Here is a 12,986-nt window from a genome sequence, read left to right on the forward strand (position 1 = left end):
AATGATCGACCATTCGTGCTCGGTGAGATCGTAACGTCGGCGCATGGCTGTCCTCCCCGTCGGCAGGACCAGTGAATCACCGCCTGAACGCGAAGGGAAGCAGGTTTATGGGTCCACGGCCTAGAATTCTAGAACTCTAGAACTCTAGGGCACCCGTGTTCGCACCGGAGGCCGACCCGAAGCGAGACGGTTCCCCGTTCGCTACCCAACATAATCCCGCTCAGCCAGACATGCGCCCGCCGGATGCTCAGATCTCTTCCACCGTCACCTTGTCGGGATAAAACGCGATATGCCCTGCGATCCCGGCCACCGCGTCGAGCGGTGTTTCGTAAGACCAGCCGGCATCCTCGATCACCGTGGATTTGGTGTGGATCGCGTAGTAGCTCGCCTCACCCTTCTTCGGGCAGGTGGTCGTCTTCGCGGATTTCTCCAGCAGCGCCATCGCGATCCCGTCGCGGGGGAAATAGAGCATGTCGGGCAGGCCGGGCTCGGACAGTTCGAGCACGTCGGAGCTTTCGCCAAGCACCGCGCCTCCGGCCCGGATGCACCATTTGCCCGGCTTGCGCCGGATACGGATATCATTGGTCATTGGCCTTCCCCTCTCACATCCGCGCGACAATAGCAGGTTATCCGTAACACACACGTGTCAAATTGGCGCGCAGGCGGTGGCGAGCCATTCCCGCGCGGCGCTGGAGATGCGGGGCGCTACCTTTGCCAGCACCTCGGCATGGTAAGCGTTCAGCCAGGCGCGTTCGTCCGCCGAGAGCATGTCGGCCACCACCAGCCGGGTGTCGATCGGCACGAAGGTCAGGGTTTCGAACCCGTACATCTCTCGCTCGTCGTCGCCGCCTTCCGGCACGGGTTCGGCGCGCACGGCGATGAGGTTTTCGATGCGGATGCCGAAGGCGCCGTCGCGGTAATAGCCCGGCTCGTTGGACAGGATCATCCCCGGTTCCAGCGGCACGTCCGAGACGCGGCTGAGGCGCTGCGGCCCTTCATGGACCGAGAGGTAGCTGCCCACGCCGTGCCCGGTGCCGTGGTTGAAATCCTGCCCTGCCAGCCAGAGCGGGTAGCGCGCCAGCGCGTCGAGGTCGCGCCCCGCCAGCCCCTTGGGAAAGCGCGCCCGGCTGATCGCGATCATGCCCCGCAGCACGCGGGTGAAGGCGCGCCGCTCCTCCTCGCCGATATCGCCCACCGGCAGGGTGCGGGTGATGTCGGTGGTACCATCGTCGTATTGGCCGCCGGAATCGAGCACCACGATCTCGCCGCGCGAGAGTTTGCGGTTGGTCTCGCGCGTCACCCGGTAATGCATGATGGCGCCGTTCGGGCCGGTGCCGGCGATGGTCTCAAAACTGATGTCGCGCAGGCTGTTGGTGGCCCGCCGCTGCGCTTCAAGCTCGACCACCAGGTCGATCTCGGTGATCCCGCCGCGCCGGGCGGTGGCGTCGAACCAGGTGAGAAACTCCACCACCGCGCCCGCGTCGCGCAGATGCGCCTCGCGCGCGCCGGCAAGCTCGGTGGCGTTCTTGCGGGCCTTGGGCATGATGCAGGGGTCTTGCCCCCAGCTTACCTCGATCCCGGCGATATCGAGGATGCGGCTCACCGCATAGGGGGCGGTGGCCTTGTCGACGCGCACGGGGCCTTCAAGCTCCACCAGCGCCTCTTCGAAGGCGGCATCGGGATAGAGCGAAACCTCGGGGCCGAAATGCTCGCCGATCCCCACTGGCCGGGCCGGGTGGGTGTAGAAATCCACCCGCGCATCGTCATGCAGCACGGCAAAGCCCTGCACCACGGGGATATGGGGGATGTCGTCGCCGCGGATATTGAGCAGCCAGGCGATCGAATCCGAAAGCGTCAGCACCGCGGCCTTTTCGCCGCTGTCGCGCAGGGCGGCGGCCAGTTCGGCGCGCTTTTCGCCATGGCTGCGCCCGGCGAATTCCACCGGCTGCACCCGCACCTGGCCCTGCGGCGCGGCGGGACGGTCCTGCCAGAGCCTGTCGACGAGGTTTTCGGCCGGCACGAGGGCGATGGCGCTGCCCTTGAGATCGGCCTCGATCTTCTCGATCTCGCCGCGCGTGTGCAGCCAGGGGTCGAAGCCGATCCGCCCGCCGCCGGGCAGGTGCTCTTTCAGCCAGGGGCCAGGCTGGGTCTCGGGCCAGTGAACCGGGGTGTAGGCCCTGAGGTCCACCTGCGCGCGCACCTGGTTGCGATAGCGCCCGTCGATGAACACGCCCGCCACCTTCGCAAGCGCAAGGCAGAACCCCGCCGAGCCGGTGAAGCCGGTCAGCCAGGCCAGCCGTTTATCGGCATCGGCCACGTATTCGCCCTGATGGGCATCGGCGCGGGGCACGAAGAACCCGTCGAGCCCGGCTTCCGCGAGGGCGGCGCGCAGGGCTTTCAGCCGCGCGGGGCCGGTCGTGGGATCGGCGGTGGTCTCGAAATCCTGAAACATCGGGGTCTCCGTTTTGACGTCGGCGTAAAGAAGCGTGAAGTGCAGCCCGCCGCAAGGGCCGAGTGCCGGGCGCGACGCGGCGTCAGTCCGTTGCGGTTTCGGCGCAAGCCGCCTCATCCCGGTCGGGCAGGGTGAGAAGCGCGGTGTCGCCCTTCGTCCAGAATTCCACCGGGCCATCGTAATAGGCGCCGGTATAGCGCGCGCCGGAGCCGGACAGGGCGATGGTGACGAGCGCGCCGTTTTCGCCCCAGCGCAGCCAGGCATGCGAGAGAGGGCCGTTGATGAAAGTGGCCGAGACCGGCCCGTCGATGCCCGCGCAGGCATAGGCGACGGGGCCGAAGCTGATCGCGTCGGGGTCGTCGCCCGCCGCATCGGCACCGTCGCGGCGCAGCTCGTCGATCCGCATCGCGTAGCTGGCGGCGACGCAGGCGGCGAGGTCATCGGCCTTCCAGCACGCGTCGCGGCCTTTGATCCAGCCGCGCTGGTAGGCCGTCAGATCGGCGCGCGCGGCGTCATCAAGGCCGGAATCCGCGGCGGCAAGGGCGTAGAGCCGGGCGACCTCCCGGTCGAGCGCGGCAAGGTTGGCATTGGCGCAGACCGCTTTTTCCGCGTCGTTTTCGGCGCGGGCGCAGTCGAAGGAGGGGCCATCGGCGCGGGCAGGGAGCGTTGACAGGATAAGCCCCGCGATAAGGGCGGGGCTGAAGGACAGGCGTTTCATCGACATCTCCCGGGCATGGTGAGGCCGTATTCTGCGCTGGACACTGCTGCAGATCAACGAAGCGCTGCGCGTCAGCTTGCCCGCGCCATGCCGAAAACCCGCGCCCGCGCCCGCGGATCGGGATCGAAGAGCACGGCAAGCTGCTCGGTCACGGCACCGGCGAGCTGGTCGGCATCGGTGATCGTCACCGCGCGTTCGTAATAGCGCGTCACGTCATGGCCGATGCCGATGGCGAGCAGTTCCACCTGACGGCGGCGTTCGACCATCGCGATCACGTCGCGCAGGTGTTTTTCAAGGAAATTCGCGGGGTTGACGCTGAGGGTCGAGTCATCCACCGGGGCGCCATCCGAGATCACCATCAGGATCTTGCGCGCCTCGGGGCGGGCGACGAGACGGCGATGCGCCCATTCCAGCGCCTCGCCGTCGATGTTTTCCTTCAAGAGCCCCTCTTTCATCATCAGCCCGAGATTGGCCCGTGTGCGCCGCATCGGCGCATCGGCGGATTTGTAGATGATGTGGCGCAGATCGTTGAGCCGGCCGGGGCTTTGCGGGCGGTTGTCGGCAAGCCATTTCTCGCGCGCCAGCCCGCCTTTCCACGCCCGCGTGGTGAAGCCGAGAATCTCGACCTTCACATCGACCCGCTCCAGCGTGCGCGCCAGCACGTCGGCGGTGATCGCGGCGATGGAAATCGGGCGGCCCCGCATCGAGCCGGAATTGTCGAGCAGAAGCGTCACCACCGTATCGCGGAACTCGGTGTCTTTCTCGATCTTGAAGCTCAAGGGCGTGGTCGGGTTGGCCACCACGCGGGCCAGCCGCCCGGCATCGAGGATGCCTTCTTCCAGGTCGAATTCCCACGAGCGGTTTTGCTGCGCCTGCAAGCGGCGCTGGAGCTTGTTGGCCAGCCGCGAAACGGCGCCTTTCAGCGGTTCGAGCTGTTGGTCGAGATAGGAGCGCAGGCGTTCGAGCTCGGCCGGTTCGGCGAGGTCTTCGGCCTTGATCTCTTCGTCATGTGCGTTGTCGTAGACGGTGTAATTCGGGTCCGCATCAGACGGCGGCGGCGGCGCGGGTGGCTCGGGCGGCGCATCGGCCTCGGGCAGCTGGGCCTCGTCGCCCATCTCGTCGTCGGCCATCTCGTCCATCGAGACCTGCGCGGCGCCATCGTCGTGCTGTTCTTCCTGCTCGCTCTGGGATTCGGCCTCGGAATTATCCTCGTCTTCGGACTGGCTCTGGTTGTCGTCCTGGCTTTCATCCTCTTCGGTTTCGGCCTGTTCGTCCTCCTCGTCGCTTTCGAGGTCGGGATCGTCGCCGAGCTGATCGCCGTAGCCGAGATCGTCGATCACCTGACGCGCCAGCCGGGCGAAGGCGGCCTGATCGGCGAGCGCGTCATCGAGCCCGGCGAAGGTGCTGCCGGCCTCGCCCTCGATGAAGCCGCGCCACAAGTTCAGCACGTTGTCGGCCCCGCGCGGCAGGGCACGCCCGGTGGCCAACTGGCGCACGAAATAGCCCGCCGCCTCGGCCAGCGGCGCCTCGTCCGTCGAGGTCATGTTGGCATAGCCGCGGCGGGCCGCTTGCTCGGCGATCTTATGGTCGATATTGGAAGCCGTGCCCGGCATGTGGCGCGCGCCCACCGCCTCGCACCGCGCCGTTTCCATCGCCTCGTAGAGCGCCCGCGCCATCTCGCCCGGCGGGGCGTAGCGCTTATGGGTGGCATCGTCATGATAGCGGTGCCGGAGCGCCAGCGCATCGGCCACGCCGCGCGCCAGCAGCACCTCTTCCCGCGCCATCCGCCGGGTGACCTGCGGCAGCCGCATCGTCTCGCCCGACACCCCGGAGGGATCGACTGTATAGGTCACGTTCAGCTCGGCATCGTCGGCCATCACCTTGGTGGCTTCGGCGAGGGCTTTCTTGAACGGATCGGCTGGGTTGTCGTTGGGCTTGCTCATGCCCCGTTGAACCATGAGGCCGGGTGCTGTGCAAGCACGATGACAGGCCACCGGCACCGGCCGCACAAAGCTTGTGACCAGGCGCACAGAACAGCCGATTGCCCTTGCCGGTGCGGCGATGCATCTAAAGGGGGATTCAACACATTCAGGAACAAGCACATGACCAAACCCCGTATCGCGCTCGTCATCGGTTCGACCCGCGCCACCCGCTTCGCCGATAAACCCGCCACCTGGCTGCTGGACAAAGCCGCCGCGCGCGACGATCTGGATATGGAAATCCTCGATCTGCGCGAGTTCGACCTGCCGCTGTTCGACGCCCCGGCCTCGAACGCCTGGATGCCCTCGACCGACCCGAATGTCGTCGCCTTCCAGGAGAAGGTGGCGGAGTATGACGGCTACATCTTCATGGTCGCCGAATATAACCACTCGATCACCGGCGTTCTGAAAAACGCGATCGACCAGGCCGCATTGGTCTGGGCCCACAAGCCGATGGGCGCCTTCGGCTATGGCGGCGTGGGGGCGGCCCGCGCGGTCGAGCATCTGCGGCTGATCGCTGTGGAAAACAACATGGTGCCGGTGCGCTCGGCGATCCACCTTGCCGCCGGCGAGTTCCTCAAGGTGCACCCGCTCGGCGCCAATGGCGAGATGAGCGCGGTGGACGAGGTGCTCACCCCCTCGGCGATGGCGCTCATGGACGACATCGTCTGGTGGGCCGGTGCGACCAAAGCCGCCCGCGCCGCCTGAACGCCGACCCGGCACAGGATCGAAAGGCCCGCTTCGGCGGGCCTTTTTCGTTGGGCGGGGGCGGGCGGCAACGCTTCGTTAACGACGCAATTGCAGGATGGAGGGAGAGCGACTAGATTCGAGATGTGAGGGAAAGCCGATGAGCGAGAACACCGAGAACCACACCATTCACCTGCTGCGCGAGATGCGCGATGAAATGCGGGCGTTTCGCAGCGAGGTTTCGGGGCGGTTCGATGGCGTCGACGAACGCCTCAACGAGACCAACACCCGAATCGACGGACTCACCCATATGATGACCCTGCTCGCCGCCCATTCGGGCACGCTGGAAGACCGGGTAAGTGCGCTGGAGGAAGGCGAGGCGTAAGCGCCGCGCCTGTCGTCTTTACCCCAGGCTCGCGCTCGCCGCTGATTCCGGCAGTTCCTCGTCAAAGCAGCGCTGGTAGAATTCCGCCACCGTCTGGCGCTCCAGCTCGTCGCATTTGTTGAGGAAGGTCAGCCGGAAGGCATAGCCCACATTGCGGAAGATCTCGGCGTTCTGCGCCCAGTTGATCACCGTGCGCGGACTCATCACCGTCGACAGATCGCCGGCCATGAAGGCGGTGCGGGTGAGGTCGGCCACCGTCACCATCTGGCTCACCGTCTTGCGGCCCTTGTCGGTGTTGTAATGGGGCGATTTCGCCAGCACGATCGAGGTTTCGGCATCGTGGCTGAGATAGTTCAGCGTCGCCACGAGGCTCCAGCGGTCCATCTGCGCCTGGTTGATCTGCTGCACGCCGTGGTAAAGCCCGGTCGTGTCGCCGAGGCCCACGGTGTTGGCGGTGGCAAACAGCCGGAAATACTTGTTGGGCGTGATGATCTCGTTCTGGTCCAAGAGCGTCAGCTTGCCGTCATGCTCCAGCACCCGCTGGATGACGAACATCACATCCGCCCGGCCCGCATCGTATTCGTCGAACACGATGGCAACGGGGTTGCGCAGCGCCCAGGGCAGGATGCCTTCGTGAAACTCGGTCACCTGCTTGCCGTCACGCAGCTTGATCGCATCCTTGCCGATCAGGTCGATCCGGCTGATATGGCTGTCGAGGTTGACCCGCACGGTCGGCCAGTTCAGCCGGGCGGCGACCTGTTCGATATGGGTCGACTTGCCGGTGCCGTGATAGCCCTGGATCATCACCCGGCGGTTATGGCTGAACCCCGCGAGGATGGCGAGCGTGGTGTCGGGGTCGAACTTGTAGGTCGGGTCCAGCTCGGGCACCCGGTCGGTCGGCTCCTCGAAGCCCTTCACCATCATATCGGTGTCGATGCCGAACACCTCGCGGACCGAAATGTCTTCGGTCGGTTTCGCCTGCATGTCGTTGGTGCCGTCCATCTCGTCTCTCCGCGGGTCAGTCCGCCCTGTTCGTGCCCGATATTCGGGGGGTGTGCAAGGGGAGGGCGGCCCGATGTTGCACTGGCCTTCGGGCGGTGCTTTTGGCATACCGGCGGAAAGGGCGGGGCGACATGCTGACTTTCTTCCGCGAGCTCTATGACGGCGACACCCGGCGCGCGCACCGCTTTCGCTATGCGCTGCTGACCTTCGATATCGTCACCATCGCCTTCGTCATCGTCACCTCCTTCTTCACCCATACCTTCACCGTCGAGGTGATCGACGCCGTCTTCGGCGTTCTGATCCTGGCCGATTTCGTCATCCGCTTTCTGCTCGAACGGCAAAAACGCCGCTATTTCCTGCGGTTTGCCACCTGGGCGGATGTTGTCGCCATCGTCTCGTTCCTTGCCCCGATCACCGGCGAGGGCTTTGGTTTCCTGCGGGTGCTGCGCACGCTCCGGCTGCTGCATACCTACCAGCTCAGCGCCCGTCTCAGGCAGGATTTCCGTTATTTCCGCGAGCATGAAGACGTGATCCTCGCCACCGTCAATCTCGCCGTCTTCCTGTTCATCATGACCGGGCTGATCTACGCGCTGCAATACGGGCGCAACCCGCAGATCCTGAACTATGCCGACGCGCTCTACTTTACGGTCACCACGCTCACCACCACGGGCTTCGGCGATATCACGCTTGAAGGCACGTCGGGCCATTTGCTGTCGGTGGCGGTGATGATCGTGGGCATCACCCTGTTCCTGCGGCTGGCCACCGCGCTCTTTCGCCCTCCCAAGGTGCGCCATACCTGCCCGACATGCGGGCTCAAGCTGCACGACCCCGACGCGGTGCATTGCAAGCATTGCGGCGAAACGATCAGGATCGAGACCGAGGGGCTCTGAGCCCTCACGCCGGCGTGCATTGCCGGGCTGCGGGGGCCATGCTAGCCGGTCGGCATGATGCGATATGTTCTGCCCGTTCTGGCCCTGTTCGCCGCTCCCGCTATTGCGCAGGAGGAAGGCCCTCCGCTGCGCGACCCGGCCAGCGTGGCGTTGCCGGCCGAAACCGTGGCGCTCCTGCGGCTTGGCTCCGGGGTGCCGCTCGAACGATACGGCGCGGCCTATGACAAGCTGGCGGTGGCCGGCGCGATCCCCGTGGTCGGGCCGGGCGCGACGCTGGAGATCCGTGCCGCCGCCGACCGCGCCCGCGTGTTCCTGGCCTGGACGCAATACGATCTCGATGGCGATGGCAGCGTCAGCCGCGACGAGTTCGATCTGCATACGCAGATGAGCTGGGGCGATACGCTGGGCGAGCGCGAATTCGCCATTCTCGATGCCGAATGGGCCGCCGCCGATACCGATGCCAGCGGCGCGGTTCCGCTCGGCGAGATCCATGCGCTGGCCCTCGCGCTGCATCCGGTGCCCGAGACCGGACCGCTCGGCCCCGAGGCGCAGGCAATGTTGCTGATGGACCTCGACAACGATGGCTTCGTGATCTGGGACGAGGTGGAGGCGGTGCTGAAAAGCCGGATGCCGTAATACGTGACGGGATGGCACGAATGTGCCATGCCGGATGTGGCGACAAGTCAGGGGAGGGTGACATGACTTCGATTGGTAATTCACTTCGCGCGCTGGCCATGGTGCTGGCCTGCTCCGGTCCGGCACTGGCCCAATCGCAACTCGCCCAGATGATGCCGGGCGGCCATATGCATGGCGCCGATGGCACCGGACATGACATGATGACCATGCCCGGCCTGCGTGGCCTCGATGCGACGCCTGAGGAAAGCGCCGAGCTGCAGGTCATGTTCATGAACTTCCCCGGCCTGTCGCGCGAGGTGGACCTGCTCGACAACGGCATTCGCACCTATACCTGGTCGGACGATCCGGCGCTGGCGGCGGTGCTGGTCAGCCATGTGGCGGGGATGCTCAACCGTGTGGAAGAGGGGCGCGATCCGCAGGTCTTCATCCAGTCGCCGACGCTCGACATCCTGTTTGCCCGCCGCGACACGATTGCCACCGAGGTGGACGTGACCGACAGCGGCATCTGGGTGACGCAAACCTCGACCGACCCGGAGGTGGTGGCGGCGCTTCAGACCCATGCCGGCGAAGTGTCGGACATGGCCGCGCGCGGGATGCAGGCGGTGCATGAGATGATGATGCAGCGCGCGGCGGGGCAGTAGACCGCCCGTGCGATCCGGCGGCGCGCGCCGCCGGGCCATCACTTGAAGTTGCGGCTTTCCTTGAGCTGGTCCCAGGCCCAGACCACTTCCTGAAGCTGTTCTTCCTGGCTGCGGTCGCCGCCGTTCATATCCGGGTGCAGCACCTTGATCAGCGCCTTGTAGGCCTTGCGCAGTTCGGCCTTGGTCGAGGTATCGGCCACTTCGAGGATCTCGATCGCGCGCCGCTCGGTGGGCGGCAGCTTGCGCGAGCCGGTGACGGCGCGGCCGGGGTTGCGGGTGGCGTTCTCGCCCAGCACCTGATGCGGGTCGTCCACGCCGAGCCGGCTCCAGGCGCGCTCCTCGGCCGAGCGCTTGAACGATTTCGTCTCGCGTTCCCAGACGCGGTCTTTCTGCGCCTGTTCCTCGACCTCGTCTTCGGTCGCGCCGTTGAAGAAGTTCCACTTGAGATTGTACTCGCGCACATGGTCCTTGCAGAACCATTTGTACTCGTCGAGCTCATCGGGGCTCTTGGGCGCGCGGTACTGGCCCGCTTCCTCGCAACCGGGATGTTCGCAGACCCGCTGCGAGGTTTCGAATGCGCCTGACATGCCGCGTTTTCCGCGTGTCTTCTTCTTCTTCGCGGCGGACACCGAAATGTCGAAGCCGAAGGGATCGAACTTGTCCATCTTCACCACTCTTGCTCTTCGGACCCGAGAGTTTAGGCATCATGCTGCGGTTCCGCAAGCCGCTCTCGACACCGCGCCGGAGCGCCGGTTGCGAATCGTGGATATGGTGCCTAGACCGGGGGCAGAATTGACCGAAACCGATTGTCAGGGCCGCCCATGTCCCGCGAAGACCTTATCCGCAGCGCGCTCGAAGCGGCGTTTCACCCGCACAGGCTGGATATCATCAACGAAAGCGGCCGCCATGCCCATCACGCCGGCGACGATGGCACCGGCGAAAGCCATTTCCGCGTGGTGATTGCCGCCGACGCCTTCGGCGGCATGTCGCGCATCGCGCGCCACCGCGCGGTGCATGAGGCGCTGGGCAAGGAGCTCGTGGGCGAGATTCACGCGCTGGCGCTCGAAATCTCGGAGTGAGCGCGCCATCCGACAGGGGAGAAACGATGGCTGGCCGTAAACAGATCGTGCTTCATATCGGCACACATAAGACCGGCACGACGTCATTCCAGCACAGCCTGCGCGCGAACTACCTCCGGCTGCGGCGGCAGGGCGTTCGCCCGCTGGCCAATGCGACGCAGAAGCGCGGGCTGCGCCGGGTGCTCCGGCCCTCGTTCAACAACACCGTGCTGGCCGATGCCTTTCTGCGCCCGGGCTGTGCGACGATTGCGCGGATGAAAAGCCATGCACGCTTTCCCAAACCCGAGGGGCAAGCGGCGAACCGCGCGGAATATCTACGCCGCATTCAGAAGGCCCGTGCGCCGATGGTGTTCATCTCGGCGGAAGCCTTGTGTTTTCTGCGGACGCCGGAAGAACAGGCGCTCATGCGGGCCTTCCTCGATGCGACCGGGCGGGAGGCGAAAATCATCCTGACCCTGCGCGACGAGGAAGCATGGCGCGCTTCGTGGAACAACCAGCTGCGCAAGAATCCGGGTGTCTGGACGTGGATGGAAAAGCTGCCCGAGCAGGACCGCTCCGATGGCGCGTGGTATTTCGACCGGGCGGCGCTCCAGGCATTCTGGTCGGCGCTGGGCGAGGTTGTAACGGTGGATTACGACGCCGCGAAGCGGGACGAGGGCAATACCCTGCCCGCGATGTACCGCGCGATGGGGCTGGACCCGGCCCGTTTCAGGCTCGATTACGAGAAGAACCAGCGCGTGCCGCTGGCGGACGACGACGACGATTAGAGCGGGCTTATTCCGCTGCCACGTCGCGTTTCTCGGCGCCGTTCAGCTTTGCCTTGGCGCTCGGCTCCGGCACGGCTTGCGCGGTATCTGCCGAAGGCAGTTTCGGCGCGTGGGTTTCGGTGATGTCGGTCACCACCGAGATCTCCTGCCTGGGCTCCGCTTCCACCGCTTCGCCATCGCGGCGGAAGATCAGCATGTTCTGGAACACGGTGGTGCGCCCGGTCAGGCCCTGGCGCTCTTCGGCGGGCAGGGTATCGGTGCGGATATATTCCCAGCCCTCGGCGGCTTCGGCATTGATGGTTTCGGCCAGCGCCCTGGCGAAGCGGTCGGCGGCGGTCTTCACGCCCTTGGCTTTCTTGCCGCGCGTCGGTGCGGGCACGACCTTGTATTCGAATGTCATCTGCCGGTTCCCTGATTGGATGCGGGCCAATTTACCGAAGCTGCGGGGCAGAGTCCAAGCCCCTGCGCGGCGCGCTGCCGATTTATGTGGCGGAAAAACCAGCCGCATCAAGCGATTGCGGGCGGGCGTTCCGGTGCCCCAATATCTGCCCTATTTGCGGGGGATGCCGATGGCGCTGCCGGCGCCTTCCGGCCGGTCGGGCCGGCCATGCGCCGCGGCGAAAGCGTCCATCCCTGCCGCGATATCGTCGGGAAAGGGCACGACGCGCGGCCCCGACATGTCGATATGCAGCGCCAGCGTCTCGCCCGTCGCGGCGATCCAGCCATCCTCGTGGCGGATTTCCTGCCAGGTGTGAAACCGCTTCTCGTCATGGTCGAGCAGCCAGGACCGCACCCGCACCTGCTGGCCGAGATGCAGCTCGCGCAGATAGCGGATGTGGAACTCGGCGGTATAGGTGGTGAAGCCGCGCGCCACATAGGGCTCGCCCAGCCCGATGAGCTGGTAGAACTCATCCGATGCCCGGTCGAACAGCACGTTGTAGAAGGCCATGTTCATATGGCCGTTGAAGTCGATCCATTCGGGAACGATATCCATCACGGTCGAGATATGCGGGGTGCTCATGCGGTGCCTCCTGTTGCCGGCCATGCTAGGGCAGGGCGCGCCCGCTGCCTAGGCGGTTCTCGCCGGGATATACGCCAAGCTTATGATTTCGTGGCAGCATTCGTGCCGCCAGCCGGGCGGGGACCGGGCCTGCCGCCGGGCGTCGCCAGGCTTGATCGCCGGCGGCAAGAGCGGGTAATCTCTGTGCCATGGTAAAGTGAGGCCGGGCGATATGCAGGTGACGAAGGTATTGGCGATGATGGCGCTGGCGGTGCCGGCGGGGCTCGCGGGCTGCGGCATGTGGCGCGGCGACGAGGTGTTCAGCTCCAAGCAGCAGGAATGCATGGCCCGCGCGATGTATTTCGAAAGCAACCGCTCCTCGCGCGATGGGATGATCGCGGTGGGCAGCGTGGTGATGAACCGGGTCGCCTCGGCGGATTTCCCCAACGATGTCTGCGCGGTGGTCGGCCAGCGAAACCAGTTCGCGCCCGGCGTGATGTCGAAGCCGATGAAGGAAGATGCCTCGCGCGCCCGCGTGGCCGAAGCCGCGGCGGCGGTGCTCGCCGGGGAACGTCACCCGAATATCGAGAACGCGCGCTTCTTCCATATGGCAAGCTACAATGCGGGCTATGACAATATGCACTACGTGCTCACCACCGGCGGGAATGCGTTTTACGAGAAACGCAGGCCGGAGCAGGTCACCCAGCCGAGGCCAGTGGCGGCGACGGAAGGGGTGACGAGGTAGGGGGC

16 protein-coding genes are annotated in these 12,986 nt (G+C 65.6%); 8 read left to right on the forward strand and 8 right to left on the reverse strand.

The window, feature by feature from the left end; genetic code table 11:
• Nucleotides 1-247: 247 nt before the first annotated feature.
• The 4 genes from QMG28_RS12145 to cobT all read right to left on the reverse strand — a co-directional run bounded on the left by QMG28_RS12145 (nt 248) and on the right by cobT (nt 5,113).
• Nucleotides 248-589 (reverse strand): DUF427 domain-containing protein, encoded by a 342-nt coding sequence (locus QMG28_RS12145; protein ID WP_281842575.1) that lies wholly within the window; start codon nt 587-589, stop codon nt 248-250.
• 57 nt (nt 590-646) lie between these two features.
• Nucleotides 647-2,452 (reverse strand): aminopeptidase P family protein, encoded by a 1,806-nt coding sequence (locus QMG28_RS12150; RefSeq protein WP_281842576.1) that lies wholly within the window; start codon nt 2,450-2,452, stop codon nt 647-649.
• An 82-nt stretch (nt 2,453-2,534) separates the two neighbouring features.
• Nucleotides 2,535-3,170 carry an MliC family protein gene (locus QMG28_RS12155; protein WP_281842577.1) on the reverse strand — a complete coding sequence of 212 codons (636 nt, stop codon included), beginning with the start codon at nt 3,168-3,170 and terminating at the stop codon, nt 2,535-2,537.
• Between the two features lie 71 nt (nt 3,171-3,241).
• Complete coding sequence (cobT, locus tag QMG28_RS12160; protein ID WP_281842578.1) at nt 3,242-5,113, reverse strand: cobaltochelatase subunit CobT; 1,872 nt, start codon at nt 5,111-5,113, stop codon at nt 3,242-3,244.
• Between the two features lie 159 nt (nt 5,114-5,272).
• Here cobT and QMG28_RS12165 point away from each other — a divergent pair, with 159 nt between their 5' ends.
• Nucleotides 5,273-5,857: an NADPH-dependent FMN reductase gene (locus QMG28_RS12165; protein WP_281842579.1), complete on the forward strand. Its 585-nt coding sequence runs from the start codon at nt 5,273-5,275 to the stop codon at nt 5,855-5,857.
• Nucleotides 5,858-5,996: 139 nt separating this feature from the next.
• Complete coding sequence (locus tag QMG28_RS12170; protein WP_281842580.1) at nt 5,997-6,221, forward strand: hypothetical protein; 225 nt, start codon at nt 5,997-5,999, stop codon at nt 6,219-6,221.
• Between the two features lie 18 nt (nt 6,222-6,239).
• Here the strand turns inward: QMG28_RS12170 and cobS are convergent, their stop codons facing one another.
• Nucleotides 6,240-7,223: a cobaltochelatase subunit CobS gene (gene cobS / locus QMG28_RS12175; protein WP_281842581.1), complete on the reverse strand. Its 984-nt coding sequence runs from the start codon at nt 7,221-7,223 to the stop codon at nt 6,240-6,242.
• Nucleotides 7,224-7,354: 131 nt separating this feature from the next.
• Here cobS and QMG28_RS12180 point away from each other — a divergent pair, with 131 nt between their 5' ends.
• The 3 genes from QMG28_RS12180 (at nt 7,355) to QMG28_RS12190 (ending at nt 9,390) form a co-directional block, all read left to right on the forward strand.
• Nucleotides 7,355-8,113, forward strand: a complete 759-nt coding sequence (locus tag QMG28_RS12180; protein WP_281842582.1) for an ion transporter — start codon at nt 7,355-7,357, stop codon at nt 8,111-8,113.
• 54 nt (nt 8,114-8,167) lie between these two features.
• Entirely contained in the window at nt 8,168-8,749 is a 582-nt protein-coding gene (locus QMG28_RS12185) for an EF-hand domain-containing protein (protein ID WP_281842583.1), read from the forward strand.
• A 62-nt stretch (nt 8,750-8,811) separates the two neighbouring features.
• Entirely contained in the window at nt 8,812-9,390 is a 579-nt protein-coding gene (locus tag QMG28_RS12190; RefSeq protein ID WP_281842584.1) for a hypothetical protein, read from the forward strand.
• A 38-nt stretch (nt 9,391-9,428) separates the two neighbouring features.
• Here QMG28_RS12190 and QMG28_RS12195 read toward each other — a convergent pair whose 3' ends face one another.
• Nucleotides 9,429-10,055 (reverse strand): J domain-containing protein, encoded by a 627-nt coding sequence (locus QMG28_RS12195; RefSeq protein ID WP_281842585.1) that lies wholly within the window; start codon nt 10,053-10,055, stop codon nt 9,429-9,431.
• A 156-nt stretch (nt 10,056-10,211) separates the two neighbouring features.
• Here QMG28_RS12195 and QMG28_RS12200 point away from each other — a divergent pair, with 156 nt between their 5' ends.
• Nucleotides 10,212-10,469, forward strand: coding sequence for a BolA family protein (locus QMG28_RS12200; RefSeq protein ID WP_281842586.1), 258 nt, complete (start codon nt 10,212-10,214; stop codon nt 10,467-10,469).
• A 26-nt stretch (nt 10,470-10,495) separates the two neighbouring features.
• Nucleotides 10,496-11,236 carry a sulfotransferase gene (locus QMG28_RS12205; protein ID WP_281842587.1) on the forward strand — a complete coding sequence of 247 codons (741 nt, stop codon included), beginning with the start codon at nt 10,496-10,498 and terminating at the stop codon, nt 11,234-11,236.
• Nucleotides 11,237-11,243: 7 nt separating this feature from the next.
• On the opposite strand, the gene QMG28_RS12210 is transcribed toward QMG28_RS12205, so the two are convergent.
• Together QMG28_RS12210 and QMG28_RS12215 are read right to left on the reverse strand one after the other, a co-directional pair.
• Nucleotides 11,244-11,636, reverse strand: coding sequence for a DUF4177 domain-containing protein (locus QMG28_RS12210; RefSeq protein ID WP_281842588.1), 393 nt, complete (start codon nt 11,634-11,636; stop codon nt 11,244-11,246).
• Nucleotides 11,637-11,786: 150 nt separating this feature from the next.
• Nucleotides 11,787-12,257 carry a thioesterase family protein gene (locus QMG28_RS12215; protein WP_281842589.1) on the reverse strand — a complete coding sequence of 157 codons (471 nt, stop codon included), beginning with the start codon at nt 12,255-12,257 and terminating at the stop codon, nt 11,787-11,789.
• 211 nt (nt 12,258-12,468) lie between these two features.
• Here QMG28_RS12215 and QMG28_RS12220 point away from each other — a divergent pair, with 211 nt between their 5' ends.
• Complete coding sequence (locus tag QMG28_RS12220; RefSeq protein ID WP_434784439.1) at nt 12,469-12,981, forward strand: cell wall hydrolase; 513 nt, start codon at nt 12,469-12,471, stop codon at nt 12,979-12,981.
• Nucleotides 12,982-12,986 lie beyond the last annotated feature (5 nt).

The organism is Sinisalibacter aestuarii, from assembly GCF_027923545.1.
Taxonomy (GTDB): domain Bacteria; phylum Pseudomonadota; class Alphaproteobacteria; order Rhodobacterales; family Rhodobacteraceae; genus Sinisalibacter; species Sinisalibacter aestuarii.

Bases quoted from the DNA above. Each gene is read 5' to 3' on its own strand.
- QMG28_RS12155 (WP_281842577.1), bottom strand. From the start codon at position 3,170: ATGAAACGCCTGTCCTTCAGCCCCGCCCTTATCGCGGGGCTTATCCTG.
- QMG28_RS12195 (WP_281842585.1), bottom strand. From the start codon at position 10,055: ATGGACAAGTTCGATCCCTTCGGCTTCGACATTTCGGTGTCCGCCGCG.
- QMG28_RS12170 (WP_281842580.1), top strand. From the start codon at position 5,997: ATGAGCGAGAACACCGAGAACCACACCATTCACCTGCTGCGCGAGATG.
- QMG28_RS12200 (WP_281842586.1), top strand. From the start codon at position 10,212: ATGTCCCGCGAAGACCTTATCCGCAGCGCGCTCGAAGCGGCGTTTCAC.
- QMG28_RS12145 (WP_281842575.1), bottom strand. From the start codon at position 589: ATGACCAATGATATCCGTATCCGGCGCAAGCCGGGCAAATGGTGCATC.
- QMG28_RS12215 (WP_281842589.1), bottom strand. From the start codon at position 12,257: ATGAGCACCCCGCATATCTCGACCGTGATGGATATCGTTCCCGAATGG.
- cobT (WP_281842578.1), bottom strand. From the start codon at position 5,113: ATGAGCAAGCCCAACGACAACCCAGCCGATCCGTTCAAGAAAGCCCTC.
- QMG28_RS12185 (WP_281842583.1), top strand. From the start codon at position 8,168: ATGATGCGATATGTTCTGCCCGTTCTGGCCCTGTTCGCCGCTCCCGCT.
- QMG28_RS12210 (WP_281842588.1), bottom strand. From the start codon at position 11,636: ATGACATTCGAATACAAGGTCGTGCCCGCACCGACGCGCGGCAAGAAA.
- QMG28_RS12205 (WP_281842587.1), top strand. From the start codon at position 10,496: ATGGCTGGCCGTAAACAGATCGTGCTTCATATCGGCACACATAAGACC.
- QMG28_RS12150 (WP_281842576.1), bottom strand. From the start codon at position 2,452: ATGTTTCAGGATTTCGAGACCACCGCCGATCCCACGACCGGCCCCGCG.
- QMG28_RS12220 (WP_434784439.1), top strand. From the start codon at position 12,469: ATGCAGGTGACGAAGGTATTGGCGATGATGGCGCTGGCGGTGCCGGCG.
- QMG28_RS12180 (WP_281842582.1), top strand. From the start codon at position 7,355: ATGCTGACTTTCTTCCGCGAGCTCTATGACGGCGACACCCGGCGCGCG.
- cobS (WP_281842581.1), bottom strand. From the start codon at position 7,223: ATGGACGGCACCAACGACATGCAGGCGAAACCGACCGAAGACATTTCG.
- QMG28_RS12190 (WP_281842584.1), top strand. From the start codon at position 8,812: ATGACTTCGATTGGTAATTCACTTCGCGCGCTGGCCATGGTGCTGGCC.
- QMG28_RS12165 (WP_281842579.1), top strand. From the start codon at position 5,273: ATGACCAAACCCCGTATCGCGCTCGTCATCGGTTCGACCCGCGCCACC.